Below are 25,446 nucleotides of genomic sequence, written 5' to 3'. Positions count from 1 at the left end.
TGCTCTATCCTCAGTTTAAAATGCTGAAATTATAATGTTGAAATGAGTTTAGAAATAATTTGAATGAATGAACATGTCTTTAAATGTCAAAGCCCCATCTCATGAGGCTTAATTATTGAAAGTTTATTTTGAAGCGCTTAATTGCTTATAGGATCAATATACTCAATATAACCTCGACCCTGAATATGCTGACCTTTGAATTGACCTGAATATTGGTAACTACCTGCATAACCGCCAGCCATACCATATTTAAAGTCGCCATTAGCCTTGCCATAAATAGAAATCAGAAGATTGCCTTGATCATCATTGACTTGCCATTCAAAGACTCGAGGTAAACGCATTTTAATGCCATTTGGTGTAGTTACAGGTTCAGGCTCATATTCATGCACCACAGATTCAAGCCCTCGTTCGTATATTCCTCCATGATGATCTACAGAACGAACGTAAACACGACTTTGCAAAACTAAACCCATTGGACCATGAGTGTCCACAAATAAGACTTGAGTGTGGTTATTAATATTTAAGATTTGATAAGTAAAAAATCGAATGGGAATGTTGATATTGACACCACGTGCATATTCGAAGGTGCATAGACCTTGAACCTGAGTTTTCTGCCCATCGAGTTCTAAATATCCTTGGTACTCACAAAGCAGTGACCAATGTTCATACATGCTTCCGGCGAGTTTAACGAAATGTGCGATTTTATCAGTCGCTTTTAATTTAAGTTCATAATTGAAAGCATGACCTTGGCGAGTTGCTTTAATGTCTGGGTAGTTAACCTCTATAACTAAGTCATTACCGAATTTGAGATATTGACCATTAGTCGCCAGTAAACATTCATGCTGTATACTATATCCAGAAAATAAATTAGGCTGCGTTGCAGCAGTACCAATTAATAGATTTGCGGTATCTAAATCTGAAGTTTTTATTAAATGAGAATTTCTGAATATTTTAACGAGAGGTTGTCCTGCAACCACAATCATATTTAAGAAGTTGAATGGGGCAGGTAGATTAGGAATCATGATCCCGTAGTGTACACAGGTATATTTCCCGACAGGTGTGTGTGTCGCAGTGTTTGGATCAAAAGCTTGACCATTTACAAGAGATGAATAATCTATATGTTTAACAATGCTTGAGGGAAGTTTAATTTTCATCTTATTCTCAATTAATATTTTGGCTTAAAATCATTTTTGGAAAAATACAATCAAAAATATAAATCGAGATAAAAGAAAAAAATTGACACTACAAACAGTAAGCAATTGTTTGAAGTGTCAACACGAAAAATAAGTCATCAAAAATGTGTGATATTACATTTAAACTTTTTGAATAAATAAGTCTCGATCGAAACGATATTGTGGGAAGAACACACCATCTTCAGCACGCTCTCCCGCACCAATGACCATTATTGGAAACTCTTTAGCATTGAGCCCCAATGTTTTACATACTAAAGGTTCGTCAAAACCTTCCATCATACAACTGTCGAATCCATAAGCTCTGAGCGCGAGTACAAGATTTTCGCAGGCTAAAGCTGTTGTCTTCGCTGCCCAAAGTTTGGCATCCGCAGGTGTAAAAGCGGTAACAGGCATTTGTTTGTCAAAAGTACGTGCTACTTTGAAAGTTACTTTCTTAAAGTTACCAATTGCATTTAAGTAACCCGTTTTATAATTCAGTGGAATATAGGTGTAATATTTTTTGACGAGTGGAGGAATCTCAGGAAATGGAAATTCTTGAATATTCAGCTTTGCCATTTCATTAATTCGATCTGTACGTGCGACACAGACAATCAATTCAGCCGCTGTGCGCGCAGCCCATTGATTTAGACACGCTTTTACAATCTTTTGTTTCTTTTCAGGATTTTGGACAACATAAAAAGTCCAAGGTTGTAAGTTAGATGAATTAGGGGCCAAGAGTGCTAAATCTAAACATTGATCGAGGATATCAGACGGTATAGGTTTTCCTGTAAACTTCCGAACAGATCGACGACTGGTCACGACCTTTTTGAAATTTTCAACATCAATGCCTTGTGGTGCAGGTTCGTAGTAGCGTTTTTTTTCAGTCGTCATGATCCATTCCTTAGATAGAGAGTATTCACCGAGTCGTGAGACTCGGATCTTTTAGCTTAATTAAATTGTGTGAAATCAGGTTTACGTTTTTGCATAAAAGCTTGTACAGCTTCCATCATTTCTGGAGAACCGACGCGCCCCATAAAGATTACTGCTTCATGATCAATCCAGGACACGATCTCATCAACATCATGTTTCATTAAGGCTTTAGATTGCACGAGAGAAGCAAGTGGTAGTGAAGCCAGTTGAGTGGCTTTTTGAGCGGCAGTTGCATAAACGTCAGATTCAATACTGTTGATCAAGTTTGCAGCCAATGCTTTTTCACTGTCGAATTTATCAGCAGTTAATAAAAGTTCTGCTGCTTTCACATGACCTGCTTGACGTGCTAGTAATTTACTAGATGCGCCTTCAGGTGAAAGACCTAAGCTTACAAATGGAATTTGGAACAAAGCAGTGTTATCTGCATAAACTAAGTCACAATGCAATAAGATCGTTACGCCAATACCAATTGCAACACCACGTACCGCAGCAATCAGTGGTTTAGAAAATTTAGCAGCAGATTTTAAAAGCACAAAAGGAGGACCATCTTCTGGACGAATTTGATCTTTCATCGCCGCAGATTTCATGAAGTCTTGCATATCATTACCAGCACTGAAATCCGCATCTTCGCCACGTAAAATGACCACACGAACAGCTTGATCTTTGTCTGCTTCATTAAGGGCTTTGGCGATCCATAGGTATAATTCGCCGTATAATGCATTTTTGGCTTTAGGACGATTAATCGCCAAGGTCAGCACACCATCTTCTAATTTTGCATTTAAATGCTCATGAGGTTGTTGAATACAACTTAATGACATCGTACTATCCTTGCTTTCAATTAATATAGATTTTATGAAATCTATTATGTCGTATTCTGGCGAAGAGTGACATAACTGATCAGTTCATAAACGTGACTTGGCGATGAATTATAAATTTGATTATTTGGTTTATATCGGACGTTTTCAGCCTTTTCATTTGGCACATATGGAAACCATTAAAATTGCGCTGACGCATAGCCAGAACGTTATTTTAGCGCTTGGTTCTGCTCAATTAGAGCGGAATATAAAAAATCCATTTTTAGCCATTGAACGTGAACAGATGATTTTGTCTAACTTTTCTCCTGATCAACAGGCAAGAATCAAATTTGTACACGTCATTGATGTTTATAATGATGAAAAATGGCAAAAATTGGTCAAATCTTTAGTGGCGGATGTAGTACAGCCAAGTGATCAAGTCGGCTTAATCGGTCACTTTAAAGATGACTCATCTTATTATCTAAAATTTTTCCCAGAATGGGAGATGTTGGAACTCGATAGTTTAAAAGGTGCAATTTCTGCAACACCACTTCGTGAAGCATACTATCGGGGGGAAATTATGGAAAAAGAACTTCCCCACGGAACCATTCAATTTTTACAAGCGTTTCAAAATTTAGAAATTTACCAACAACTGAAAACTAAATACCAACGTCAAGACAGTACAAGTTTGAGTGAATCAATTGAATGATTGTGTTTAACACAAGAAAACCGAGGGAAATCGTGCGTACTATTACACAAATGAGTTTGGCCACAGTGCTATTGTCTGCTTCTGTTTTTGCTCAAGCGCAAACATGGACACTATCACCTAGCAGTAAGATCAGCTTTGATATCCGATCTGCAGGAATGTCGATTGTAAATGGGCAATTTCAAAAGTATCAATCACAGATGAATTTTGATCCGGCACAGCCTAATCAAGGTTCAGCTAAATTTGTGATGGATGTGAATAGCCTTAAACTGAGCAAAAACTCTTTAAAGGATATGGTCTTTGGTGACAGTTTCTTTCATGCAAGCAAATATAAAACTGTGACCTTTCAAAGTAATCAAATTCGTGCTTTAGGAAATAATAAATACAAATTTGATGGACAACTCACTATGCGTGGTGTGACACGTCCAGTTTCATTTGAGACAACTTTAACTCCAAATGCATCGAATCCAAATGTGTTGAATGTACAATCTTCAACAGTCATCAACCGTAGTGATTTTGGTATGCGCAAAGCGATTGGTGGAATTGGCGAAAAAGTGAATATCAAGCTTGAAGGGCAATGGAAAGCCAACTAAATCGATAAAAAGAAAGCAGTGATTCAATCACTGCTTTTTTAATGTCATGAGTATGTCAGTAATATGTTTGAGTTGTGGGGACTGCTGTTTCCAATGATGCCAATATAGATCAACGTCTTGTGTTGCCTCAGGCAACAAACAAATCAATTGTCCTTGATCGAGTAAGTCTTGAATTTGCAGTTCAGGCACCATGCCATAGCCTAAGCCGAGTTGGATTGCATCGACAAATGACTTAGAAGAGGGGACATAATGATATGGATAACTAGATTGCGGTAATCCAAATTGATTGAGTAGAACAGTTTCATGTAAATGATCTTTATCATTAAAGATGACCGCAGGCGCACGGCGAAAGGAATCGCGATTTAGTCCGTTTTTAAACCATGCTAATTTGAATTCTGGCGTACACACCATTTGATAACGCATCGTGAACAAAAATTCTGAGTGGCAACCTGTCATGGGTTGGGATTCAGCGCTTATACATGCATTTACATAGCCTGATTCCATTAATTGATGCGTATGATCCTGATCATCTATTCGAAGTTGTATTGTGATTTTATGCTCTATTAACTTTTCAGCAATCGCAGGCAAAAGCCAAGTTTCTAATGAATCTGCATTCGTTCCAATGATAATTTTATAAAACTCAGAATTTTGACTTTTTCCCTGAATAAGCTGCAGAACATTTTCTTCTTGACGCTTTTGCCTTAATAAATGTTCAAGCAATATTTCACCTGAATGTGTCACACGACAAGGTCGTTCTCTCAGGATTAATGTTTGCCCAATCTGCCGTTCTAATTGTTGGATTCGAAGAGTAATTGCAGCCGCAGAGAGACAAAGCTTTTTAGCAGCCAGATCAAAACTTCCAGTTTCCGCCACGGTGATAAACGCGACACAGTCTTTATAATTGAAAATCATGATTTAATAAAACTTAATGAACTTAATATTAATTTAATAATACTCAATTTAAGATTGAATTGTTCATAATCCGCCTAATGATAAATATTAGGTGTTTTATGTCTTTATCCGTACTGTTTAATGGCTTTGTAACGAGTTTAAGTTTGATTATGGCGATAGGTGCTCAGAATGCTTTTGTGCTCAAACAGGGCTTAAAAAAAGAATATGTTTTATCCATTTGCCTCATTTGTGCCTTTTCAGACTCACTTCTAATTTTGGCTGGGGTATTTGGATTTGGGAAGTTTATCTCAGGCCATCCACAAATAATGACGTATGCACAATGGGGTGGGGCTACATTTTTAGTTGTATATGGTGCCCATCATTTTTATCAAGCGTTTTCGACCAAAAAATCGATGTGTCTTGATCATCATACGGCTGTTTCATGGTTTAAAATTATTCTCATTTGCTTGGCATTCACATGGCTAAATCCCCATGTATATCTAGATACTATCGTGCTTGTAGGTGCGATATCAACGCAATTTGAAGATCACTTATTATCGTTTGCTATCGGTGCGATCACAGCATCATGGTTATTTTTCTTTAGTTTGGGTTTTGGTGCGCATTATCTATCAGCTTACTTTCACAATCCCCGCGCATGGCAAGTCTTGGATATTTTGATTGCTTTAATCATGTGGTACATCGCCTATCACTTAATTATATGAATATTGATTAGATAAATTCCTCTAAAGCTTGTACGTCGATTAGATGACAACATTTAATGAACAAAAACTCACATAAATATAATAATGAGAATCATATAATAATGATTCTCATTATTATTAATTGTTCCGAAAATGAAAAATTACAGTACCAAATTACTCTCTCAATCTGTAAGTGTTCTTATGATGAGTGGCGGTATAGCGACTATCACATGGGCAAATGATCAAAACCAACTTCCTACGATTACAACACAAGCTGAAGCGATAAATGCTTATGCAGATGGAAAATTAAGCAATGTATCTAAGTTAGGTGCTTTAGGTGAAAAAAAATTAATCGATACACCATTCACTGTAATGCAATATGAGGAGCAATTAATACGAGAAAGACAGGCATCCACCGTAGGTGATGTTTTAAAAAATGATGCCAGTATTCGACTGACGACAAATCAAGGTCATTTAAACGAAAACTTCAAAATTCGTGGTTTTGACTTAAATCATGAGGATATGAACTACAACGGATTTTATGGTATTGCACCATACGGAAAAGTGCCGACTGAATTTTTAGAATCAGTGACAGTTTTGAAAGGACCAAATGCAATTGTCGCTGGTATGGCACCGAATGGAGGCGTTGGTGGTGTGGTCATTGCCAACTCTAAACGCGCTGACCAAGACATGACAAGACTAAACACACAATACCAAGATGGCGGCTACTATCAATCAGGTATTGATGTCTCAAGACGATTTGGTGCAAACCGTGAGTTTGGTGTTCGGGTCAATGGTGCATATGGTGATGGTGAACATATCATTAATGATATGAATGATCGCATAGTTCTTGGTTCCATCGCTGCGGATTACACCACGGATAAACTTAAAATTAATTTTGATAGTTATGCTATTAAGCAAAATCGCGATGGTGGGTCACCAACAATGGTTGCACTGGGTGGAAAAGATACAGTTAATAAAGTCATTGCACCGCCTAAAGGTGACCAAAACTATTTTCCGTGGTTAGAAGGGAATTCTGACAGTAAATTTGCTGGCTTATCAGGTGAATATCAATTTTCACCCTATTTGAAAACCTTTGCTGGTCTAGGATATGCTGAAAAATCATATGATGGTCATTTATTCGGTACACGAATGATCGTAAAGAATGAAGACGGCGATGCCTCTTCACAATATTACCGAGTGGGTGCAAATGAAAAAAATAAAACAGCACACATTGGGGTTGAAGGAAAATTTGATACTGCTGGAATACAGCATAATGTTGGATTGCGTGCAGATTATTTAAATAAAAAATCGGATCAACATAAAGGACGTGGAGCTCCTCCTGTAGATTTTAACACCAATCTTTATGACCCAAGTAAAGAAGGCAATATGCCTTTACAGCGTCCAGAAATTGCACCTTTAGCAGATAATAAGTACATCAGTTATACATTGACTGATCAAATTTCATTATTGAATGATCAGCTTCAATTGATTGTAGGCGCTCGTTATCAAGATATTGAAACGAATAATTTACAGACCAAAAAAAATTACCAAGAAGACCGTATTTCACCAAGTTTAGGGATCGTCGTTAAACCTTTTGGTGAAGACTTGTCACTATATGCAAGCTATGTAGAAGGGTTATCAGAAGGATCGACCGTTGATAATGTCAATGATGCAAACGACAAAGTCACTTTTGCGCCGTTTGTGACGAAGCAATATGAGTTAGGTGCAAAACATCAGCATGGAACTTGGCTGAATACGCTGGCACTTTATCAAATTGAAAAACCAAGCACGATGAGCAAGTCGATTGAACCTTATACAGAAAATGGTGTAACAATTAATCAAATTACAACAGATGGTGCTGAAACTCGATCACGCGGCATTGAGTGGTCATTTTCTGGAGCGATTACTGAAGATTTAAACCTAATGGGAAGTATGGCTTATATTGATGCAAAATATTCCAAAGCTCAAATGAATCAAGGAAATCAAGTTTTTGGTGTACCTGATTTTACTGCAACGCTTGGGGTGGATTATGATGTCCCACAACTCGAAGGATTAAATTTAAATGCCAGAGCAAGTTATGTCAGCGAACAGTATTTAAATGATACCAATACCTTGCAACTTCCAGATTATACCGTCATCGATCTAGGTGCACGTTATAAGACCAAGCTTGGTGGCGTGAATACGACGTTCTTAGCTAATGTTGATAACATTACAGATAAAAAATATTGGGAAGGTGCTTTTAACTCGAATTATGCGCTGATTGGTGGATCAAGAACTTATAAACTTGGTGTAAGTTTTGATTTCTAATCGTAGTTAAAAAGAAGTATAAATAGATGAAACCCACGTCAATCGTGGGTTTTTTATTAGCTTTGCAAAGCTTTTAAATCTTCAAGCACTTGTTCAGCATGCCCTGCAGCTTTGACTTTACGATATTCTTTAACGAGTTTTCCTTGATGAAAAATAAAAGTTGAGCGCTCAATCCCCATCACTTTTTTTCCATACATATTTTTCTCTTTAATCACATCAAAGTGTTGGCAAAGCACTTCTTCTTTATCGCTAATCAAATCAATTGTTAAAGATTGCTTTTCGGTGAAGTTTTGATGGGCTTTCACTGAGTCTCTAGAAACACCGAAAATAGTGGTATGAAGCGCATCAAACTGATCTTTCAAACATGAAAAACCAACAGCTTGCGTTGTACACCCAGGTGTTGAATCTTTTGGATAAAAATAAATGATGAGCCAATCTGTATTCAACTCAGTTAAATTCACAGAACCTGTAGTCGTTGGGAATGTTTGATTGGGTAAACTAATCGTTTCCGTAGACATTATATTTTCCTCAAAATTTGTCACTACATTTATAGGGGAATTCAAAAAAAATAGCCACACGAGGTGGCTATCTTATGTAAACTGCGATTATTTTTTAGCTTGTGCTGCTTTCATTGCTTCCTCTGTTAACGACTGTAGCTTAGACGTTAACTGTGGGCCGAAGCATGCTTGAAGATCAGCGTTCTGTTTCTTCACGATAGCTAAAGTAGAAGGGCTTTTCTTTTGGTTAATCGCACTTTGGATTTCCCATTTTTGAGCATTAGTTAGCTTGCCGTCTGCTTCAATTGCACATGTACAATATTTGCTGACTTCAGTAGCAGAAAGCTTGTTCCCTTTAGCAGTTTCTTCCTTACAAACATTAATCAGTGCAGATTTTACGTTAGTACTTTTGTAGGCTTGCTGCATTTTATTATTCGGCTCATTTGCTTGAGCCGCAGAACCGAAAAGTGCTGCAGCAGAAACAATCGCTGAAAGAATAATGTTTGATTTTAAATTTTTCATATATGGCACCCTGTTATTACGGTATATAACGAGTTGGGTCTTCAACGCCAGCATCTGCAAAACCTTGTTTACGCAAACGACAGCTGTCGCATTTTCCACAAGCTCGTCCTTGGTCATCTGCTTGATAGCATGACACCGTTTGACTGTAGTCTACGCCATGTTCGATGCCTAAGCGAATAATATTTGCTTTGGATAATTGTAGTAAAGGTGTTTCAAATTTAAGAGGTTTTCCTTCCACACCTACTTTTGTCGCTAATCTTGCCATATTGGCAAATGCTTCAATAAATTCTGGTCGACAATCTGGATAACCCGAATAATCTACCGCATTAATTCCAATTACGATGGCTTCTGCGTCAAACACTTCTGCTGCTGCAAGTGCATAAGACAGGAAAATCGTATTACGTGCTGGAACATAAGTGACAGGGATCCCTTCTTGTTCTTGATCAGGAACATCAATGGAATGATCAGTTAATGCAGAACCACCTAAATTACCCAAATCTATATTAATCACGCGATGTTCAACGCCTGCTTGTTGTGTCAGTTTACGTGCAGCATCCAATTCAGTTGTTGAGCGTTGACCATACATAAAACTTAAAGCGATACATTCATAGCGTGCTTGCGCCCAAGCCAAGCAAGTCGTTGAGTCTAAACCACCTGATAACAATACAATGGCACGAGGGCGCATAGGAGAACTCCAAAAAATTAAAGTAAATAAAAAATGAATTATAACTGATTATATAAAGAATAATGGGGTATAAATTTTTTGAATATATAGATCTGCATAAGTCACAAAACTAAATGAGATCATTATAAAGAACGCGAAATGTTCGTTTTAGAAGATGAGATAAAACTCTCTTTTGAGTCGAATAAAGTTTAAACAGTTGTTGTTTTTGTTTAAATATTAAATATAATTTAACAAACACTTGATTAAAACTTACAAAAATAATTTTTACGGAATGAAAATGAATCAAATTAATACTTTAATTTTAACCACTGCTGCGTTGATCAGTACAAATTCTTTTGCATTTGAGGAGCTTTCAGATCAAGAATTGTCAACATATGCAGCACAAGATGGTATTACGATTAGCCTTTTACCAGGTGGACCCATTCAAGCTGATTTGATTTGGCACGATAACAGTGGATTCGGGCCAGATTACAACGAAGGAAACACAAAAGCAGGTGCCTTAATTTTCGGTACAGCGAATGGTCGTAGTAAGAATCCATTATCACTTTCTTCTGGTTCGGCAGATATTAGTATTACCTTAAAAATCGATGCTCAAGGAGGGAGTAGTACTACAGGCCCTTTTCTGAATTTAGGTGTATTTGTTCCTGAAGATATTATTATTAATACCGGTGATATTTGGGTGGGTAAATCGGGTCAAGTTAGTCCAACAGGACGAGGCTATAGTGACCCCGTTAAAATTATGGATAATATGAAATTTTATGTATCCAACCTCTCAACCAATATTCAGCTCGGTTCAGCACCTCAAGGCAGTCTTTTAAAACTCAATGGAATATTTAAAGATGGATTACGTTTAGAAGGCTTTAAAGTCCACGATCATGATGGTGGTGGCGCATTTGGAGTAGAATTTATTAATTTAAAAAATACTCAACCAGGGCGTTTTGGCATCAATAATCTTGATTTTGATGTTGCAGGTTCGATACGTACAGATGGACTGGAACTCAAAATAAATCGTCTTGGAGATCAAAATGGTTTTAATGCCATGTTATGGGGGGTAGGCGTTGGGGATGCATCAACAATAAATAATAAGATTGGGGATATTTCAATGAAAGGGATTAATTTGAATGGCACGACCATTAAAGTGTCAGCACACTAAAAGATCATTTTGTCTCAAACAACAGTACAGAAAAGTGCTGTACTGTTTTAATTTGAGCTATTTTTTTACGTTTTAACGACCTGTTTCGTCATTCCAGAGCAACTTATGTAATTGAAGCTGGAAACGAACTGGTAAGTGATCCTCTAAGATCCATTGTGCTAAATCACGTGCAAGTTGCGGTAACTTTGCAGCACCTTTTTCTACAGCAAACGCAGGTGAGAACCAAACTGTACTTACACGCTTGTGCAATTCATATTGATTCACTTGTTGTTTAGACCATTCATAATCTTCACGATTGCATATGACAAATTTAATCTGATCATGGTGAGTTAAATGGTCTAAATTACTCATTAAATTACGTGAGTCTTCACCTGAAGTTGGTGTTTTTAAATCTAGGACTTTAGAAACTCTACGATCCACTTTTGAAACATCTAGCGCTCCACTCGTTTCAAGGGAAACTTCACAGCCTAAATCTGCTAGACGCTCCATGAGCGGTAATGCATTGGGTTGAGCTAATGGTTCACCACCAGTAACACAAATATAGGGTGTCTTAAAATCAAGCGTGGTCTGGATAATATCCTCTAAAGACTGACGTTCACCGCCTTCAAAAGAATAGGTGGTATCACAATAAGTACAACGCAGTGGACAACCTGTTAAGCGTATAAACACTGTAGGTAAGCCTGAAGTGTTGGCTTCACCTTGTAATGAATAGAAGATCTCCGTAATACGTAACCCCGCAGACGGATCAGAAACAGGAATAGCGGAAGATCGCAAATTACTCATATCGACAAAACCAAACTAAAATAGAGATTATATAAAAGAAAAATCTCTACGATTATTACTAACCGTAGAGATGTGGAGTGTACTCCAAATACTATAAAGTATAAAAAAATTAGTCAGCGCGTAATAAGTCGTTCAAACTTGTTTTAGCACGAGTCTGAGCATCGACTTTTTTTACGATAATTGCAGCATATAAGCTGTATTTACCGCATTTAGAAGGAAGACTACCAGAAACTACCACTGAACCTGCTGGAACACGACCGTAGTGAATTTCACCTGTTTCACGGTCATAAATCTTAGTTGATTGACCAATGTAAACACCCATTGAAATCACTGAACCTTCTTCAACGATTACACCTTCAACGATTTCAGAACGTGCACCGATAAAACAATTGTCTTCAATGATCGTAGGGTTCGCTTGAAGAGGCTCAAGTACACCGCCAATCCCAACACCACCAGAAAGGTGAACATTTTTACCAATTTGCGCACATGAACCTACAGTCGCCCATGTATCAACCATTGTACCTTCATCAACATAAGCACCAATGTTGACATAAGATGGCATAAGTACAACATTCTTAGCTTGATAAGAACCTTTGCGTGCAACTGCAGGCGGTACAACACGTACACCAGCTGCTTTAAATTGCTCTTCAGTCCAACCTGTAAATTTAGTGTCTACTTTGTCATAGAATTGGAGATCGCATGATTCGATTGGTTTATTATCATTAAGTTTGAATGACAATAGAACAGCTTTTTTTAACCATTGATGAACAACCCATTCACCATTAATCTTTTCAGCAACACGTAATGAACCATTATCTAATCCAGCAATTGCTTCCTCGACTGCTTGGCGAATTTCAGCAGGGCAATCTGTAGCTGTGAAGTTTGCACGATCTTCAAACGCTTGTTCGATGATTGACGAAAGCTGAGACATAATCTTCTCTTCCAAAAAAAATTTCAAAGATTTTACACTAAATTGATTATAAAAATTACAATTAATCCTGAAAAAATGTCCGACAATAATGACTATTCTTTATAAGTATGTTAATAAAAGTTAATAAAAGACTTAAGTGCAAATTATTTATAAAACAACAACTAAATCAAAATTGTATCAAAAAATAACAAAAAAGCATCAATTTGAATATTAACCAGCTTTGAAATCTCCATTAAGATGCTTCCGAGTCGAACACATTAATGATTAAAGAACAACTCATTTCTTTGAGGAGAAAAAAATGAAAGTGTTAAAATTACTCGCTGTTACAACAGCATTATCTGTTTCAGGCTTCGCTATGGCGGACACTCAAGTTGTACGTACAGGTAATGTATTTGAAGCTAATCAATTAATCCCTACTGGTGTTCGTGCTGAAGTTGGTACAACTGGTTACGGTGGTGCATTACTTTGGACTGCTAACCCATACGTTGGTCTTGCTTTAGGTTACAACGGTGGTGATATCTCTTGGTCTGATGATTTATCTATTGACGGTACTAAGTACGATTTAGATATGGATAATAGTTTGGCATACTTAAATGCTGAGATTCGTCCTTGGGGCGCGAGTCAAAATCCATGGGCTCAAGGTCTATATATGGCTGCTGGTGTAGCATATATCGATAATGAATACGATGTTACTAAGCGCTTAAACAATACGAATGATGTTGTTAAGATTGATGGCAAAAATTACAACGCTCCATCTGGTCAAGGTTTCATCGATGGTAAAATGTCATACAAAAATGACTTTGCTCCATACGTAGGTTTTGGTTTTGCTCCTAAAATCAATAAAAACTTCGGTGTATTTGGTGAAGTAGGTGCTTATTACACTGGTAACCCTTCTGCAAATATTACGTCAGTAGGTTTAGCTGAAGTTGGTGGTACTGGTACTGGTGCTGATGCAGCTGAAGCTTTAGAAGCGAAAATTGAATCTAAAGACAAATATGAGTGGCTTCCAGTCGGTAAAGTGGGTGTGAGCTTCCACTGGTAAGATCCAATTAAAAAAAACGAGCTTCGGCTCGTTTTTTTATGCAAGTTAATGCAAATAATAAAGGCGCTATGGTGCCTTTATTATTTGTAGCTTGTTAATCTTCAGGATAAGCTACTCGTTTTAACGCTTTGATATCAGCACTAGGTGCACATAGCGAAATAAACTCGTAACCGTATCCACGTAACAAATGACCTTTACGTACAGCAATCCAAGTGGTATTCACCCCAAATAAATCAGTATCAATTTGTTTTAAGCGATGATCACGTTCTGTATCGTAGGCTACATCGTTGACAATCCCGACACCCATACCTAATTCAACATAAGTTTTGATTACATCAGCATCAAGCGCAGACATCACTAAATCAACATCAAGTCCTGAGTCTTCAAAGGCTTTATCAATCTTTGAACGTCCCGTAAAACCACCGTGATAGGTAATAATCGGATACTCTGCCAAATGTTCTAAGCTAATCTCTCGTGATGCTATTTGAGTAAGTGGATGACCTTGAGGTGTAATAATACTGTGTTTCCAGTTATAAAAAGGAACACTTGCTAAGTTTTCTTCAGTAGTTAGATTCTCAGTCGCAATACCAATATCAGCATCGCCTAAAAGTAACATTTCAGTGATTTCAGTTGGGCTTGCTTGTTGCAAAATCAAATGGACTTTCGGAAATAATTTTTTGAATGAATTTACGATAGGTGGTAATACATATCGCGCTTGAGTATGAGTGGTTGCGATGGTTAATGTACCTTCATCTACACGATTAAAATCATCGGCTAATCTTTTAATATTGTCTGCATCGACCAGCATGCGCTCTACGATACCGAGCAAAGCTTGACCAGGTTCAGTTAACCCTAATAAGCGTTTACCTTTTCGGATAAATAGTTGAACACCTAATTCATCTTCTAAATCTTTAATATGTTTACTTACGCCTGATTGAGACGTGTAAAGGGCAGCGGAAGCTTCCGTTAAATTAAAATTTTGTCTGACGGTTTCTCGAATAATTCTTAATTGTTGAAAGTTCATAGTCTTTGTTACCTTTAAAATGATGGGGCTATATAAAAGCCCCATCTACACATTTTTATGCGTTTTCTTGTGCAAATAAGTGCAATGTATTAGTCGTTAACCAAACCGATTGATTTGGGCGGAATTGATGCAGTTTAGCTTCATCTGGAGTGAGTAGAATTTCGATGAGATTGCCATATTGACCTTGAAGTTCGGCAATCACTTTTCCTGCAATCCAAACTTCACGTAAGAACGTTGCTTGAATTGCATTATCTGTAGGTTGAGCATGAATTTGGAACTCATCTGGTCGAATGAAGGCAATCACTTTACCTTCAGGCGCATCTTTAGCTAAAGGCAGTTGAATGCGATCATTTCCGATCTGTACGATTCCCGCTTGATTATGACCTTCGAACTTATTCGCTTGACCTAAGAAGTCAAATACAAAAGGCGTTGCTGGTTTTTCATAAACTTCACGAGGTGAGCCAATTTGTTCAACATTGCCTTTATTCATTACAATGATTTGATCTGCAACTTCAAGCGCTTCTTCTTGATCGTGAGTTACAAAAATCGAGGTGATGTGAAGTTCATCGTGTAAAGTTCTCAGCCAGCGACGTAACTCTTTACGAACTTTAGCATCAAGTGCGCCAAATGGCTCATCCAGAAGTAGTACACGAGGTTCAACTGCAAGCGCACGTGCAAGTGCAATACGTTGACGCTGTCCACCAGACAATTGTGCTGGATAACGATCTGCTAAGAATCCTAATTGAACTAAATCGAGTAGTCGTGTAACCCGTTTTTTTATTTCAGATTCTGAGGGGCGTGTAGAACGTGGACGAACACGTAAACCAAAAGCAATATTGTCAAATACTGTCATATGACGGAATAAAGCATAATGTTGGAATACGAAGCCAACTTGACGTTCACGAACATGAACATTCGTTGAGTCTTGACCTTCAAGGATCACTTGACCGCTGTCAGCAGATTCAAGACCAGCAATAATGCGAAGTAAAGTCGTTTTACCGCAGCCTGAAGGTCCTAACAATGCAACGAGTTGACCATCAGGAAAATCTAGGGAGATATTATTTAGTGCATGGAAAGCACCAAAGTGTTTTTCAATATTTTTAACTTGAATACTCATCGGATACTTCCTTTAAACTGTAGAATCTTCATTACGTTTGCTTAATTTCTCTTGGCGAATTTCGACCCATGTTTTAAGAATCAATGTCACAATCGCCAATAAAGCCAAGAGGGATGAAACAGCAAATGCTGCACTAAAGGTATATTCGTTGTAGAGAATCTCTACATGCAGTGGCAATGTATTGGTCTCTCCACGAATATGACCCGATACTACAGAGACTGCCCCGAATTCACCCATTGCACGTGCGTTACAAAGAATAACCCCGTATATCAAGCCCCATTTAATATTTGGAATCGTGATTTTCCAAAAAGTTTGCCAGCCTGAAGCACCTAAAACGATTGCCGCTTCCTCTTCTTCTGTACCTTGAGCTTCCATCAGTGGGATGAGCTCACGCGCCACAAAAGGAACTGTAATAAAGATGGTTGCTAGTACAATTGCTGGAACGGCATATAGAATCTTAATGTCGTTATCCATCAGCCATCCACCGAACCAACCTTGCGTACCAAACATCAATACCAACATCAGACCTGCGATTACGGGAGATACTGAGAAAGGCATATCAATAATCGTGGTCAATATGGATTTACCACGGAAATTAAATTTCGCAACAGACCAAGCTGCAGCCACACCAAATACTACGTTGAGCGGTACAGCAATTGCAGCTGTTAGTAAGGTGAGTTTTACAGCCGACAACGTGTCTGGATGAACTAAAGCTTGCGCATAAACGCCGATACCCTGTTTGAATGCTTCAACAAAAACTAAAATCAAAGGCAGGATTAAGCAACTGAGGAAGAAAATCATGGCAATGACAATGAGTGTATAACGAACCCAAGTCGGTTCACGCGTCGCATCACGAGATTGCAATTTTTCCGCTAAAGCATTGCTATTTGTATTCAAACTCATTGTGCAGTTCTCCCTGTACGACGACTCGCCCATGCTTGTAACAAGTTAATCAAGAACAAGATAGCGAATGAAATAAGGAGCATGACAACGGCGATCGTTGTTGCACCTGCATAGTCATATTCTTCCAATCGAGAAATAATCATTAATGGCGCAATTTCAGTTTCGAAGGGTTGGTTACCTGCGATAAAGATGACCGAACCATATTCACCCACGCCACGGGCAAATGCGAGAGCAAATCCTGTGATTAATGCAGGGAAAAGAATCGGTAAAATCACTTTGGTTACAATTTGTAGTCGATTTGCACCCAATGCTGACGCTGCTTCTTCAAGTTCAGTCTCTAAGTCACTTAGTACAGGTTGTACTGTACGAACCACAAAAGGTAAGCCAATAAATATCAGGGCTAATGTAATCCCAATAGGGCTATAAGCGACTTTAATTCCTAAGGGTTCAAGATATTGACCAATCCAGCCTGTCGGAGCATATAAAGATGTTAATGCAATCCCAGCAACAGCTGTTGGTAACGCAAAGGGTAAATCAACTAATGCATCAACAATTCTTTTACCAGGGAAACTATAGCGCACGAGACACCAAGCGAGTAATAAGCCAAATACAACATTAATGAAGGCAGCAATGAGTGCAGCACTGAAACTTAGTTGTAATGATTTTAAGATACGCTCAGAACTTAAAATCTCCCATAAACCTTCCCAGCCAATACCTAAAGACTTAATAAAAACAGCCGACAAGGGTATGAGCACAATTAAAGATAAATACGCTAGGGTAAAGCCTAGAGATAGACCAAATCCTGGCAGCACTCGGGATCGCTGCGACATGACTACTCCTCAAATGAGAGAAAAAGCTTACCGTAATCAATAAGCAATTGAATTGAAAAATTTATCAAGAATAAGTGGCGAACTTTAAATTGCAAATTTGTAATACAACTTGCCATTATCAATACTATTGATATAGTTCGACAACTTTTCATGAATCAAAAAATCGAAGATCTCTGGAAATGGTCCAAATCCTGAATCAACATTAATATGACCGACTTGACCTAAGTTAATCGGCTTTACACCCCATGATTTTGCTAGTTTTTTTGCATCCTCAAAACCTAACCACGGATCATTTTCACTGATGATCATTTTTGTGGGAACGCTAATCTTAATTTGATGAAAGTAAAAACTATAATCAGTCAAACTCAAACGAGCAAAACCATTCTCACCAAAACGACTTGGATTGGCTGGAGCAACTAAAACCAGTTGTTTAACCTTCTGTGCTATTTCTGGGTGTTGATGCAAAGCAGCGACTGACGTTAAACAGCCAAAACTATGTGCAACAATCTGTACGGGTTCATCAATCTGCGAAATTTTTTCTACAAAACGATTGATCCAATCTGAAAGTAAGGGAAAGTTCCAATCATCTTGTTGAACACGTGAGCATGGCATGACTTGACGTTGCAACCATGATTGCCAATGATTTTCATCACTTCCGCCGACGCCGGGTACAATGAGTGTATGTATCATGTCATGCTCCACTGATTATTTTTTTGTGTTATTGGCTTCGGTAATTTGGTCAAAAATACCATTATTCTCAAAATGAGCTTTTTGTACTTTCGCCCAGCCACCAAACTCTTGATCAATTGTGACCAATTTCAATGGCTTAAATGTTGATGAATATTGTTTTGATACAGCTTGATTACGCGGACGATAGAAATTCTTCGCGGCAATATGTTGTCCCTTAGGTGAGTAAAGGAAATTCAAATAACCTTGCGCCAAATATTTATTGCCTGATTTTTCTGCATTTTTTTCAACGATCGCTACAGGTGGTTCAGCAAGTATAGAAAGTGTTGGCGTGACAATTTCAAATTTACCTGGTTGTTCACGCAGTGCTAAATGAGCTTCATTTTCCCAAGCAAGCAAAACATCGCCAATACCGCGTTCAGCAAAAGTTGTAGTTGAGCCACGAGCACCTGAATCTAAGACCTTAGTTTGTTTATAAATTTGCTGAACAAATTGTTGTGCTTTGGCGTCATTTCCACCTGGTTGGTGTTTGGCCCATGCCCAAGCCGCTAAATAATTCCAACGTGCGCCACCTGACGTCTTAGGGTTTGGTGTAATAATGTCCACACCCGGTTTTACTAAATCACCCCAGTCTTTAATATTTTTTGGATTTCCTTTTTTGACGAGGAAAACAATTGTGGAAGTGTAGGGTGTTGAGTTATGTGGGAATTTTTTCTGCCAATCTTTTGGTAATAAATTAGTTTTTTCAGCAATAGCATCAATGTCAGCTGCAAGTGCGAGAGTCACGACATCTGCATTTAAACCATCAATGACTGCACGCGCTTGTTTACCTGAACCGCCATGTGACTGACGAAAGTTGACGTTTTGCCCAGTCCGAGATTTCCAATACGCACCAAATTCTTTATTTACTTCTACGTAGAGTTCACGAGTAGGATCGTAAGAGACGTTTAATAAATCTTTAGCGGAAGCGCTAAGCGAAGCAGCCGAAACAAAAGCTGCGAGAACCCCAAGTTTTAATTTAGCTGAAAAGCGCATGGCAACCTCAAAAGAAAATATTCTGTTACATGGTGCTAGAATAAATCTAATCTTTATGCATAAAAAATAATTAAAAATGAATTTTATATGAAAAAAAAAGATTTAGGTGTGTTGTTAAAAAAATGCCGATCATGAATATGATCGGCAAGCCATAAGTTAAAGCTTAAATCTTAATTTATTTATTACTGTTTGCTTTGACAATTTGATCGAATATCCCGCCATTATCAAAATGTTGTTTTTGGACTTTTGTCCAACCTCCAAACTCTTTATCAATCGTGACTAATTTTAAAGGTTTAAACACGGATTGATATTTTGAAAGTACCGTTGCATTTCGTGGTCGATAAAAGTTTTTGGCAGCAATGGTTTGACCAGCTGGAGAATACAGATAATTCAAATAGGCTTTTGCTACATTGAGGTTGCCATCTTTTTGCGCATTTTTCTCAACAATTGCTACAGGGGGCTCAGCAAGAATGGAAAGTGTTGGTGTAATGATTTCAAATTTTCCAGGTTGTTCACGAAGAGCTAAATGTGCTTCATTCTCCCAAGCCAGGAGTACATCTCCAATGCCACGCTCTGCAAAAGTTGTTGTTGCACCACGTGCACCAGAGTCTAGCACTTTAGTATTTTTATAAATTTTTCGTACAAATTCTTGTGCTTTAGCATCGTTACCGCCGGGTTGGTGTTTTGCCCAAGCCCATGCTGCTAAGTAATTCCAACGCGCACCACCTGATGTCTTAGGGTTTGGCGTAATAATTCCAACATCATTTTTAATCAAGTCTCCCCAGTCTTTGATCCCTTTGGGATTGCCTTTTTTGACTAAAAACACGATGGTTGAGGTATAGGGTGTAGAGTTCTGTGGAAATTTTTTCTGCCAGTCTTTTGGTAATAAATTGGTTTTTTCAGCAATCGCATCAATATCTGCTGCGAGTGCGAGAGTCACGACGTCTCCATCTAGGCCATCAATTACCGCACGCGCTTGTTTACCAGATCCACCATGAGATTGTTTAAAATTCAAATCTTGACCAGTCTGCTTTTTCCAATATGCTCCAAACTCTTTATTAAAGTTGTCATAAAGTTCGCGAGTTGGATCATATGAAACATTTAAAAAATCTTTTGCGAGTGTAGAAACAGAAGTGACTGAAAGTAAAGCTGCAATGACCCCAATTTTAAAAGAACGCATCATTATTCCTATGTGTTTGTCGTTTTTTGATGATTTGAGCATAGGGAAATTTTTTAAAATAAAAAAATAAGAAGAAATGAAAAAGTTATGATCAAAACAGCTATTCATTTTGTGAGTGACTTTTTACACTATGAGAACGGAATGAGGTTGCTTGAAATGATCTGTTTAAAAAATGCCAAGCCAATGGATGCAATATCTATTTTTGATCGAGGCTTCCATTATGGGGATGGCTGTTTTACCACGGCAAGAATTCGAAATAATAAAATTGAATTATTTGAACGTCATTTAAAAAGATTGAATACTGCCATTGAGCGATTGTCACTTCAAGCTAATCTTGACTATATTGCTGAGTCTATCCAGTATTTACAGCAAGAATATGAGCAGTTAAACGGGACGATTAAAATTGTACTGAGTCGAGGCGAGGGGCAACGAGGATACAGTTTACCTCATCATTCAGCAGATCTTTGGTTGTATTATTATCCGCAAAACGTGACTGATCATCACTATGAAGTCATTGTGAGTGGTTTACTTGAGAGAGCGATGGGTTTAACCATGCCACAATTGGTGGGAATTAAATCACTGAATCGGTTAGAACAAGTGTTACTAAAGCAGGAAGCTGATGAGAAGGGTTTTCAAGAAGCCTTAGTTACAGATGTGCAAGGCTATATTGTTGAAGGAATCAGCAGCAACTGCTTTATACGATTGAATGATACGTGGATTTGCCCTGAACTTCGTTATAATGGCGTTCATGGGGTGATGCGTGCTGAAATTTTGGAGCGCATGAATCATTATGGTATAACGTTCCAAAAAAGAGTAATTGATTTGAATGAGCTTCCTCACATTCAAAGTGTATTTTATTGTAATGCGCTCCACCCAATGAAAATCGCCTCTTGCCTTGATGATCGTCGATTAGATACACAAGCGTGTATTGATCTTTTTCACCACCTTCAACTTAATCAGATTTAAAGCTTATGTCCTCTCCTCAGAAATCAACAAAGAAAAAGAACAGCAAGACATCCTTTAAACCTAAAGCGCTTTTACTCATTATTGCAGGCCTAATGTTGCTTGCAACCATGATTCTATCTACAAGTCTATGGAAGGATTATCCTGTAGAGGGTAAAAAGCAAATGCTCGCGATTAATCATGGTGATACTTACTCACAATTTATTGATCGTTTAGCTCAAAATAAACAAGTTTCATTTCCCATTATTTTAAAGATTTATCAACGATTGATGATTCATGACAGCATGAAAGCTGGAGTTTATGAAGTTAAAGAGGGAATGAGTGTCCGTCAAGTTCTAGACATGATTTCGAATTCTGAAAATGCACAACTGAATCGAATTTTGGTCATTGAGGGTACAACATTTAAGCAGTTAAAAAATGCACTCAAAAATGATGAATTGGTGACGAAAGAGCTGGTTCATTTGAGTGATGCAGAAATATTAAAGGAATTGAATATTCCATTTTCACATCCAGAAGGTTTATTTGCGCCTAATACTTATTTTTTTGCGAAGGGTGAAACAGATCGTAAAATTTTAACTGATTTGTATCAACATCAGATGAAGGCACTAGATAAAGCCTGGGAAAATCGAGCTTCTGATTTGCCTTATAAAAATAAATATGAAGCGCTCATCATGGCATCAATTATTGAGAAAGAAACCAATGTTGATCATGAGTTAGATAAAGTCTCAGGCGTATTCGTTCGTCGATTAAAAATAGGTATGCGTTTACAAACTGATCCAACCGTAATTTATGGCATGGGCGATCAATATACGGGCAACATTACCCGTAAAGATTTAAGAACGCCGACACCATATAACACATATACGATTTACGGATTGCCACCAACACCGATCGCATTACCAAGTGATAAAGCGATCGAAGCGGCAATGCATCCAGATCATTCTGACTATATTTATTTTGTGGCGACTGGAAATGGAGGTCACAAATTCAGTACCAATCTAGATGACCATAATCGCGCTGTTCAAGAATATCTTGCTGTGATTCGATCTAAAAAATAAGGGGTAAAATAGACGTGTTTATTAGCTTTGAAGGCACAGAAGGTGTTGGTAAAACGACATTGATCCATAAAATTCGTGACTACTTCCTTGAGCAATCAAAGCAAGTTGTTCTAACTCGTGAACCAGGTGGTACTCCGCTCGCTGAGCAAATTCGTTCCGTACTTCTGACGGTGAATCATGAAGAAAGAATGAGTAATGATACTGAACTATTATTGATGTACGCAGCTCGAGCGCAACATTTGCAACAAGTCATAATACCTGCACTTGAAAATGGTTCGATTGTGTTATGTGACCGATTTTGTGATAGCAGTTTCGCGTATCAGTGTGCAGGTCGTGGATTAAGCCGTGAAAAATTAGCGCTTTTAAACCAAAACTTTGTCCTAAAAATGCCAGACCTGACATTTTGGTTGGATGCTCCGACAGAACTCGGGATGCAACGAGCACGAGCGCGTGGAGCATTGGATCGGTTTGAACAAGAAAAAGCAGCTTTTTTTGAAAAAGTACGTGCAGGATTTGCTGAATTGCATCAGTTAGAGCCGAATCGTGTTAAGCGTATTGATGCAACACAAAGTCCTGAGCAAGTATTTAATGATGCAATTGAACGAATTAGTTCATGGAAAGCTGAGCATAAGTGCTAATTAAAAAAGCAAATATGATTTATATTGAGTCATTGTTTATGGAAAAACGATTAGACTCAATATGATCAGTAATAAAGAAGAAATATTCAAATTCCTACAAACCGAATTTCCACAAAGTCTCCAAAAATGTGAAATAGTGTCAGTAGAGCCACGTGGTGCTACAGTCATTTATCATGTTGATGAAAATGATTTAAGACCTGGAGGGACAGTTTCAGGTCCGACCATGATGACAGCAGCCGATTATGGATTGTATATCGCAATACTGGGAGAAATTGGTATTGTAGGTCTTACAGTGACGACCAATATGAATATAAACTTTCTTAAAAAACCGAAAGGTGGTTGTGACATCAAAGGTGTTTGTAAATTAATGAAAGTTGGCAAAACTCTAGTTGTCGGAGAGGTTTACTTGTACTCTGTTGGGAATGATGAGCCGATAGCTCACGTTACTGGAACTTACTCAATTCCTCCCAAAAGGGCATAAAAAAGCGAGTATGAACTCGCTTTTTTTATTTTGAACTTAAACCTCAACTAAAGGTGTTTCCACTTCAAAATTTGGTGGGGTGAGTACGGTTTTTCGTAATTCTTGCGAAGGCTCAGGATAGTCCAAGGTATAATGTAATCCGCGTGATTCTTTTCTTTGCATCGCACAACGAATAATCATCTCAGAAACGAGTACAAGGTTACGTAGCTCAATTAGATTTTTACTGACATGATAATCTTGATAATATTCGGTGATTTCATGTTTCAGCATTTCAACGCGATGTAATGCACGTTCTAAACGTTTGGTCGTTCGTACAATACCTACATAGTTCCACATGGTCTGACGTAACTCATCCCAGTTTTGCAAAATGACAACGTCTTCATCAGGATTCATGACTTGAGAAGCATCCCATTCAGGGACTTCATAGTGATCTATAATATTTTGATGTTGATCTTGAATATGCTTTGCTGCACTCATACCATATACAAAACATTCTAAAAGTGAGTTACTTGCCATACGGTTAGCGCCATGTAAACCCGTATAAGACGTCTCACCAATCGCATATAGACCTTGAATGTCCGTTTGACTATGTTCATCTACTACTACACCACCACAGGTGTAGTGCGCTGCTGGCACAACTGGGATCATATCTTTGGTAATATCAATACCCAGCTCGAGTAGGCGAGCATACAACGTAGGGAAGTGCTCTTTAATGAACTCAGGAGATTTGTGGGTAATATCTAGCCATACATGTCGTATACCCAATCTTTTAATTTCGTAGTCGATAGCTCGAGCTACAATATCGCGTGGTGCTAACTCAGCACGTTCATCGAAACGGAGCATGAAGCGTTCGCCATCAGGTAAACGAAGATAAGCGCCTTCACCACGCATTGCCTCAGTAATTAAGAAGGAACGTGCTTGAGGATGATATAAGCAGGTTGGGTGGAATTGATTAAATTCCATATTGGCTACGCGGCATCCAGCACGATATGCCATTGCAATACCATCGCCTGTAGCGATATCAGGGTTAGAGGTATATAAATATGCTTTCATGGCACCGCCACATGCCAGTGCAGTAAAAGGTGCTAAGAAAGTATGCACTTGCTCGGTTTGCTCATCTAAAGCATATAAGCCCAAAGCACGATTTTCCTGATTCAAATGACCTAACTTATGCGCTGTAATGAGGTCAATCGCAATGTAATTTTCAAAGATGTGAATATTGTTTTTTTCTTGTGCCCGTTCAACTAAAGTGGTTGAAATTGCTTTCCCTGTTGCATCTGCGGAATGAATAATGCGGCGCTGAGAATGCCCACCTTCACGTGTGAGATGCAAGTTATCTTCATCATCTAGTGTGAATTTAACACCTTGTTTCAGTAAAAAATCAACAGAGGGTTTTCCTCCTTCAACCGTGTGTTGAACAGCTTGTTTTTCACAGAGATAAGCACCTGCAATGAGCGTGTCATCAATATGTTGTTGAATAGAATCAGCCTCATCAAGAACAGCTGCAACGCCTCCTTGTGCATAATACGTGCTGGCATCTTTCAAATGAGATTTTGCTAACACTGCGATATTAAAATGATCAGGTAATGAGAGTGCTAGACTTAAACCCGCACCGCCACTGCCCACAATAATCACATCAAATTGATACGCACTTGTATTTTTCGGCATTTCCATTCGCAAACTGAATTTTAAAAGTGCGTTAATATGGCTCTTTTTTAAAGCAAAATTCAAGAGTTTGATTGATCAAATTTTTTTTTATGCACTTGAACTATTAGTTTTTAATCATATTTTAAGTAAAGTATTGTTTTCTATTAATATAG

Annotated in this window: 27 protein-coding genes; 10 read left to right on the top strand and 17 right to left on the bottom strand. The window is 38.1% G+C overall.

The features are described 5' to 3' along the window. Positions 1 to 137 precede the first annotated feature (137 nt). The 3 genes from AC1M9J_RS06675 to AC1M9J_RS06665 all read right to left on the bottom strand — a co-directional run bounded on the left by AC1M9J_RS06675 (position 138) and on the right by AC1M9J_RS06665 (position 2,920). The gene (locus AC1M9J_RS06675; protein ID WP_481595958.1) at positions 138 to 1,154 is read right to left on the bottom strand and encodes a DUF6670 family protein; all 1,017 of its coding nucleotides are present in this window, start codon (positions 1,152 to 1,154) and stop codon (positions 138 to 140) included. Positions 1,155 to 1,313: 159 nt separating this feature from the next. Further along, the gene (locus AC1M9J_RS06670) at positions 1,314 to 2,063 is read right to left on the bottom strand and encodes a nitroreductase family protein (protein ID WP_092767080.1); all 750 of its coding nucleotides are present in this window, start codon (positions 2,061 to 2,063) and stop codon (positions 1,314 to 1,316) included. A gap of 56 nt (positions 2,064 to 2,119) precedes the next feature. Further along, a complete protein-coding gene (locus tag AC1M9J_RS06665) occupies positions 2,120 to 2,920 on the bottom strand; it encodes an enoyl-CoA hydratase-related protein (RefSeq protein WP_481595959.1) in 801 nt (266 codons plus the stop codon). Positions 2,921 to 3,023: 103 nt separating this feature from the next. On the opposite strand from AC1M9J_RS06665, the gene AC1M9J_RS06660 reads away from it, so the two are divergent. Both AC1M9J_RS06660 and AC1M9J_RS06655 read left to right on the top strand, forming a co-directional pair. Then, the gene (locus AC1M9J_RS06660) at positions 3,024 to 3,605 is read left to right on the top strand and encodes a nicotinate-nicotinamide nucleotide adenylyltransferase (protein WP_481591405.1); all 582 of its coding nucleotides are present in this window, start codon (positions 3,024 to 3,026) and stop codon (positions 3,603 to 3,605) included. A 32-nt stretch (positions 3,606 to 3,637) separates the two neighbouring features. Continuing rightward, the gene (locus AC1M9J_RS06655) at positions 3,638 to 4,195 is read left to right on the top strand and encodes a YceI family protein (RefSeq protein WP_481591406.1); all 558 of its coding nucleotides are present in this window, start codon (positions 3,638 to 3,640) and stop codon (positions 4,193 to 4,195) included. Positions 4,196 to 4,222: 27 nt separating this feature from the next. On the opposite strand, the gene AC1M9J_RS06650 is transcribed toward AC1M9J_RS06655, so the two are convergent. Then, positions 4,223 to 5,104, bottom strand: coding sequence for a LysR family transcriptional regulator ArgP (locus tag AC1M9J_RS06650; RefSeq protein ID WP_481591446.1), 882 nt, complete (start codon positions 5,102 to 5,104; stop codon positions 4,223 to 4,225). A 101-nt stretch (positions 5,105 to 5,205) separates the two neighbouring features. Here AC1M9J_RS06650 and AC1M9J_RS06645 point away from each other — a divergent pair, with 101 nt between their 5' ends. Next, positions 5,206 to 5,808: a LysE/ArgO family amino acid transporter gene (locus tag AC1M9J_RS06645; protein ID WP_481595960.1), complete on the top strand. Its 603-nt coding sequence runs from the start codon at positions 5,206 to 5,208 to the stop codon at positions 5,806 to 5,808. Between the two features lie 132 nt (positions 5,809 to 5,940). Continuing rightward, a complete protein-coding gene (locus AC1M9J_RS06640) occupies positions 5,941 to 8,097 on the top strand; it encodes a TonB-dependent receptor (RefSeq protein WP_481952052.1) in 2,157 nt (718 codons plus the stop codon). Between the two features lie 56 nt (positions 8,098 to 8,153). Here the strand turns inward: AC1M9J_RS06640 and AC1M9J_RS06635 are convergent, their stop codons facing one another. From AC1M9J_RS06635 to queC, 3 genes are all read right to left on the bottom strand, one after another. After that, a complete protein-coding gene (locus AC1M9J_RS06635) occupies positions 8,154 to 8,615 on the bottom strand; it encodes a peroxiredoxin (RefSeq protein ID WP_481590296.1) in 462 nt (153 codons plus the stop codon). Between the two features lie 87 nt (positions 8,616 to 8,702). Next, on the bottom strand, positions 8,703 to 9,116 hold the full coding sequence (locus tag AC1M9J_RS06630) for a hypothetical protein (RefSeq protein WP_481590297.1): 414 nt from the start codon (positions 9,114 to 9,116) through the stop codon (positions 8,703 to 8,705). A 16-nt stretch (positions 9,117 to 9,132) separates the two neighbouring features. Further along, the gene (gene queC, locus AC1M9J_RS06625) at positions 9,133 to 9,801 is read right to left on the bottom strand and encodes a 7-cyano-7-deazaguanine synthase QueC (RefSeq protein ID WP_180028449.1); all 669 of its coding nucleotides are present in this window, start codon (positions 9,799 to 9,801) and stop codon (positions 9,133 to 9,135) included. A 277-nt stretch (positions 9,802 to 10,078) separates the two neighbouring features. Here queC and filA point away from each other — a divergent pair, with 277 nt between their 5' ends. Then, the gene (filA, locus tag AC1M9J_RS06620; RefSeq protein WP_481952051.1) at positions 10,079 to 10,954 is read left to right on the top strand and encodes a putative pilus system protein FilA; all 876 of its coding nucleotides are present in this window, start codon (positions 10,079 to 10,081) and stop codon (positions 10,952 to 10,954) included. 72 nt (positions 10,955 to 11,026) lie between these two features. Here filA and queE read toward each other — a convergent pair whose 3' ends face one another. Together queE and dapD are read right to left on the bottom strand one after the other, a co-directional pair. Beyond that, positions 11,027 to 11,737, bottom strand: a complete 711-nt coding sequence (queE, locus tag AC1M9J_RS06615) for a 7-carboxy-7-deazaguanine synthase QueE (RefSeq protein WP_481595962.1) — start codon at positions 11,735 to 11,737, stop codon at positions 11,027 to 11,029. A gap of 109 nt (positions 11,738 to 11,846) precedes the next feature. Next, entirely contained in the window at positions 11,847 to 12,668 is an 822-nt protein-coding gene (gene dapD, locus AC1M9J_RS06610) for a 2,3,4,5-tetrahydropyridine-2,6-dicarboxylate N-succinyltransferase (RefSeq protein WP_035267212.1), read from the bottom strand. A gap of 298 nt (positions 12,669 to 12,966) precedes the next feature. Here dapD and carO point away from each other — a divergent pair, with 298 nt between their 5' ends. Then, positions 12,967 to 13,710 carry an ornithine uptake porin CarO gene (gene carO, locus AC1M9J_RS06605; RefSeq protein ID WP_179997890.1) on the top strand — a complete coding sequence of 248 codons (744 nt, stop codon included), beginning with the start codon at positions 12,967 to 12,969 and terminating at the stop codon, positions 13,708 to 13,710. 94 nt (positions 13,711 to 13,804) lie between these two features. Here the strand turns inward: carO and AC1M9J_RS06600 are convergent, their stop codons facing one another. The 7 genes from AC1M9J_RS06600 to AC1M9J_RS06570 all read right to left on the bottom strand — a co-directional run bounded on the left by AC1M9J_RS06600 (position 13,805) and on the right by AC1M9J_RS06570 (position 20,489). Then, entirely contained in the window at positions 13,805 to 14,734 is a 930-nt protein-coding gene (locus AC1M9J_RS06600) for a CysB family HTH-type transcriptional regulator (RefSeq protein WP_481591412.1), read from the bottom strand. A gap of 55 nt (positions 14,735 to 14,789) precedes the next feature. Beyond that, the gene (locus AC1M9J_RS06595; protein WP_481595963.1) at positions 14,790 to 15,851 is read right to left on the bottom strand and encodes a sulfate/molybdate ABC transporter ATP-binding protein; all 1,062 of its coding nucleotides are present in this window, start codon (positions 15,849 to 15,851) and stop codon (positions 14,790 to 14,792) included. 12 nt (positions 15,852 to 15,863) lie between these two features. Next, positions 15,864 to 16,754, bottom strand: a complete 891-nt coding sequence (gene cysW, locus AC1M9J_RS06590) for a sulfate ABC transporter permease subunit CysW (RefSeq protein ID WP_481589027.1) — start codon at positions 16,752 to 16,754, stop codon at positions 15,864 to 15,866. Then, positions 16,751 to 17,584: a sulfate ABC transporter permease subunit CysT gene (cysT, locus tag AC1M9J_RS06585; protein WP_035267202.1), complete on the bottom strand. Its 834-nt coding sequence runs from the start codon at positions 17,582 to 17,584 to the stop codon at positions 16,751 to 16,753. Before cysT ends, cysW begins: the two co-directional genes overlap by 4 nt. 84 nt (positions 17,585 to 17,668) lie before the next feature. Continuing rightward, a complete protein-coding gene (locus AC1M9J_RS06580) occupies positions 17,669 to 18,274 on the bottom strand; it encodes an alpha/beta hydrolase (protein WP_481952050.1) in 606 nt (201 codons plus the stop codon). A gap of 15 nt (positions 18,275 to 18,289) precedes the next feature. Then, entirely contained in the window at positions 18,290 to 19,306 is a 1,017-nt protein-coding gene (locus AC1M9J_RS06575) for a sulfate ABC transporter substrate-binding protein (protein ID WP_481595966.1), read from the bottom strand. 175 nt (positions 19,307 to 19,481) lie between these two features. Further along, positions 19,482 to 20,489 (bottom strand): sulfate ABC transporter substrate-binding protein, encoded by a 1,008-nt coding sequence (locus AC1M9J_RS06570; protein ID WP_481595967.1) that lies wholly within the window; start codon positions 20,487 to 20,489, stop codon positions 19,482 to 19,484. A gap of 153 nt (positions 20,490 to 20,642) precedes the next feature. Between AC1M9J_RS06570 and pabC the strand changes: the two genes are divergently transcribed. The 4 genes from pabC to AC1M9J_RS06550 all read left to right on the top strand — a co-directional run bounded on the left by pabC (position 20,643) and on the right by AC1M9J_RS06550 (position 23,626). After that, positions 20,643 to 21,452, top strand: coding sequence for an aminodeoxychorismate lyase (gene pabC, locus AC1M9J_RS06565; RefSeq protein ID WP_481595996.1), 810 nt, complete (start codon positions 20,643 to 20,645; stop codon positions 21,450 to 21,452). Between the two features lie 5 nt (positions 21,453 to 21,457). Next, the gene (mltG, locus tag AC1M9J_RS06560) at positions 21,458 to 22,507 is read left to right on the top strand and encodes an endolytic transglycosylase MltG (protein WP_481595968.1); all 1,050 of its coding nucleotides are present in this window, start codon (positions 21,458 to 21,460) and stop codon (positions 22,505 to 22,507) included. A 14-nt stretch (positions 22,508 to 22,521) separates the two neighbouring features. Beyond that, complete coding sequence (tmk, locus tag AC1M9J_RS06555; protein ID WP_180028439.1) at positions 22,522 to 23,145, top strand: dTMP kinase; 624 nt, start codon at positions 22,522 to 22,524, stop codon at positions 23,143 to 23,145. A 61-nt stretch (positions 23,146 to 23,206) separates the two neighbouring features. Next, positions 23,207 to 23,626, top strand: a complete 420-nt coding sequence (locus tag AC1M9J_RS06550; protein WP_481595969.1) for a PaaI family thioesterase — start codon at positions 23,207 to 23,209, stop codon at positions 23,624 to 23,626. A gap of 36 nt (positions 23,627 to 23,662) precedes the next feature. Here the strand turns inward: AC1M9J_RS06550 and nadB are convergent, their stop codons facing one another. Further along, a complete protein-coding gene (gene nadB / locus AC1M9J_RS06545; protein ID WP_481595970.1) occupies positions 23,663 to 25,294 on the bottom strand; it encodes an L-aspartate oxidase in 1,632 nt (543 codons plus the stop codon). Positions 25,295 to 25,446 lie beyond the last annotated feature (152 nt).

It is taken from the genome of Acinetobacter sp. ANC_7588 (genome assembly GCF_056783995.1).
Note: the sequence above shows the minus strand (reverse complement) of the source record. Positions and strands in the feature narration are given on the sequence as shown.

Coding starts and splice junctions, on each gene's coding strand:
- AC1M9J_RS06675 (WP_481595958.1), bottom strand. CDS start 1,154: ATGAAAATTAAACTTCCCTCAAGCATTGTTAAACATATAGATTATTCA.
- AC1M9J_RS06670 (WP_092767080.1), bottom strand. CDS start 2,063: ATGACGACTGAAAAAAAACGCTACTACGAACCTGCACCACAAGGCATT.
- AC1M9J_RS06665 (WP_481595959.1), bottom strand. CDS start 2,920: ATGTCATTAAGTTGTATTCAACAACCTCATGAGCATTTAAATGCAAAA.
- AC1M9J_RS06660 (WP_481591405.1), top strand. CDS start 3,024: ATGAATTATAAATTTGATTATTTGGTTTATATCGGACGTTTTCAGCCT.
- AC1M9J_RS06645 (WP_481595960.1), top strand. CDS start 5,206: ATGTCTTTATCCGTACTGTTTAATGGCTTTGTAACGAGTTTAAGTTTG.
- AC1M9J_RS06640 (WP_481952052.1), top strand. CDS start 5,941: ATGAAAAATTACAGTACCAAATTACTCTCTCAATCTGTAAGTGTTCTT.
- AC1M9J_RS06635 (WP_481590296.1), bottom strand. CDS start 8,615: ATGTCTACGGAAACGATTAGTTTACCCAATCAAACATTCCCAACGACT.
- AC1M9J_RS06630 (WP_481590297.1), bottom strand. CDS start 9,116: ATGAAAAATTTAAAATCAAACATTATTCTTTCAGCGATTGTTTCTGCT.
- queC (WP_180028449.1), bottom strand. CDS start 9,801: ATGCGCCCTCGTGCCATTGTATTGTTATCAGGTGGTTTAGACTCAACG.
- filA (WP_481952051.1), top strand. CDS start 10,079: ATGAATCAAATTAATACTTTAATTTTAACCACTGCTGCGTTGATCAGT.
- queE (WP_481595962.1), bottom strand. CDS start 11,737: ATGAGTAATTTGCGATCTTCCGCTATTCCTGTTTCTGATCCGTCTGCG.
- dapD (WP_035267212.1), bottom strand. CDS start 12,668: ATGTCTCAGCTTTCGTCAATCATCGAACAAGCGTTTGAAGATCGTGCA.
- carO (WP_179997890.1), top strand. CDS start 12,967: ATGAAAGTGTTAAAATTACTCGCTGTTACAACAGCATTATCTGTTTCA.
- AC1M9J_RS06600 (WP_481591412.1), bottom strand. CDS start 14,734: ATGAACTTTCAACAATTAAGAATTATTCGAGAAACCGTCAGACAAAAT.
- AC1M9J_RS06595 (WP_481595963.1), bottom strand. CDS start 15,851: ATGAGTATTCAAGTTAAAAATATTGAAAAACACTTTGGTGCTTTCCAT.
- cysW (WP_481589027.1), bottom strand. CDS start 16,754: ATGAGTTTGAATACAAATAGCAATGCTTTAGCGGAAAAATTGCAATCT.
- cysT (WP_035267202.1), bottom strand. CDS start 17,584: ATGTCGCAGCGATCCCGAGTGCTGCCAGGATTTGGTCTATCTCTAGGC.
- AC1M9J_RS06580 (WP_481952050.1), bottom strand. CDS start 18,274: ATGATACATACACTCATTGTACCCGGCGTCGGCGGAAGTGATGAAAAT.
- AC1M9J_RS06575 (WP_481595966.1), bottom strand. CDS start 19,306: ATGCGCTTTTCAGCTAAATTAAAACTTGGGGTTCTCGCAGCTTTTGTT.
- AC1M9J_RS06570 (WP_481595967.1), bottom strand. CDS start 20,489: ATGATGCGTTCTTTTAAAATTGGGGTCATTGCAGCTTTACTTTCAGTC.
- pabC (WP_481595996.1), top strand. CDS start 20,643: ATGATCTGTTTAAAAAATGCCAAGCCAATGGATGCAATATCTATTTTT.
- mltG (WP_481595968.1), top strand. CDS start 21,458: ATGTCCTCTCCTCAGAAATCAACAAAGAAAAAGAACAGCAAGACATCC.
- AC1M9J_RS06550 (WP_481595969.1), top strand. CDS start 23,207: ATGATCAGTAATAAAGAAGAAATATTCAAATTCCTACAAACCGAATTT.
- nadB (WP_481595970.1), bottom strand. CDS start 25,294: ATGCCGAAAAATACAAGTGCGTATCAATTTGATGTGATTATTGTGGGC.